Origin of the sequence: Aeromonas sp. MR16 (assembly GCF_022549315.1) — a bacterium.
GTDB classification, from domain to species: domain Bacteria; phylum Pseudomonadota; class Gammaproteobacteria; order Enterobacterales; family Aeromonadaceae; genus Aeromonas; species Aeromonas aquatica.
Genome location: NZ_JAKZFK010000062.1, coordinates 1 through 1,896, shown reverse-complemented (window position 1 = coordinate 1,896; position 1,896 = coordinate 1). Strand labels below are relative to the sequence as shown.

The 1,896-nt window shown below is 53.2% G+C and carries 1 rRNA gene; it reads left to right on the top strand.

Going from position 1 to position 1,896, the window contains the following annotated elements:
• A 23S ribosomal RNA gene (locus tag MM194_RS21710) occupies window positions 1–1,896 on the top strand; the annotation flags it as partial.

Below are 1,896 nucleotides of genomic sequence, written 5' to 3'. Positions count from 1 at the left end.
GGCGGGACACGTGACATCCTGTCTGAATATGGGGGGACCATCCTCCAAGGCTAAATACTCCTGACTGACCGATAGTGAACCAGTACCGTGAGGGAAAGGCGAAAAGAACCCCTGTGAGGGGAGTGAAATAGAACCTGAAACCGTGTACGTACAAGCAGTGGGAGCCCTTCGGGGTGACTGCGTACCTTTTGTATAATGGGTCAGCGACTTACATTTTGTAGCGAGGTTAACCGTATAGGGGAGCCGTAGGGAAACCGAGTCTTAACTGGGCGTCTAGTTGCAAGGTGTAGACCCGAAACCGGGTGATCTAGCCATGGGCAGGTTGAAGGTTGAGTAACATCAACTGGAGGACCGAACCCACTAACGTTGCAAAGTTAGGGGATGACCTGTGGCTGGGGGTGAAAGGCCAATCAAACTCGGAGATAGCTGGTTCTCCCCGAAAGCTATTTAGGTAGCGCCTCGGACGAATACTACTGGGGGTAGAGCACTGTTTGGACTAGGGGGTCATCCCGACTTACCAACTCCATGCAAACTCCGAATACCAGTAAGTAATATCCGGGAGACACACGGCGGGTGCTAACGTCCGTCGTGAAGAGGGAAACAACCCAGACCGCCGGCTAAGGTCCCAAAGTTCTGGTTAAGTGGGAAACGATGTGGGAAGGCTCAGACAGCTAGGATGTTGGCTTAGAAGCAGCCATCATTTAAAGAAAGCGTAATAGCTCACTAGTCGAGTCGGCCTGCGCGGAAGATGTAACGGGGCTCAAACCAGGCACCGAAGCCGCGGATTCACACTTATGTGTGAGTGGTAGGGGAGCGTTCTGTAAGTCTGCGAAGGTGTATCGAGAGGTATGCTGGAGATATCAGAAGTGCGAATGCTGACGTAAGTAACGATAAAGGGGGTGAAAAGCCTCCTCGCCGGAAGACCAAGGGTTCCTGTCCAACGTTAATCGGGGCAGGGTGAGTCGACCCCTAAGGTGAGGCCGAAAGGCGTAATCGATGGGAAGCAGGTTAATATTCCTGCACGACTTGTAATTGCGATGGGGGGACGGAGAAGGCTAGGTGGGCCAGGCGACGGTTGTCCTGGTGAAAGTGCGTAGGCGGTATCTCTAGGCAAATCCGGAGATGCAACGCTGAGACACGAGACGAAGCCACTACGGTGGTGAAGCCATTGATGCCCTGCTTCCAGGAAAAGCCTCTAAGCTTCAGATTACAAGTCATCGTACCCCAAACCGACACAGGTGGTCGGGTAGAGAATACCAAGGCGCTTGAGAGAACTCGGGTGAAGGAACTAGGCAAAATAGAACCGTAACTTCGGGAGAAGGTTCGCTCTTGACAGTGAAGTCCCTTGCGGATGGAGCAGTTGGGAGTCGCAGTGACCAGATGGCTGGGACTGTTTATCAAAAACACAGCACTCTGCAAACACGAAAGTGGACGTATAGGGTGTGACACCTGCCCGGTGCCGGAAGGTTAATTGATGGGGTTAGCGCAAGCGAAGCTCTTGATCGAAGCCCCGGTAAACGGCGGCCGTAACTATAACGGTCCTAAGGTAGCGAAATTCCTTGTCGGGTAAGTTCCGACCTGCACGAATGGTGTAACCATGGCCATGCTGTCTCCACCCGAGACTCAGTGAAATCGAATTCGCCGTGAAGATGCGGTGTACCCGCGGCTAGACGGAAAGACCCCGTGAACCTTTACTACAGCTTGGCACTGAACATTGAACCTACATGTGTAGGATAGGTGGGAGGCTTTGAAGGCATGACGCTAGTTGTGCTGGAGCCGTCCTTGAAATACCACCCTTGTATGTTTGATGTTCTAACGCAGGGCCCTGAATCGGGCTCGCGGACAGTGCCTGGTGGGTAGTTTGACTGGGGCGGTCTCCTCCCAAAGAGTAACGGA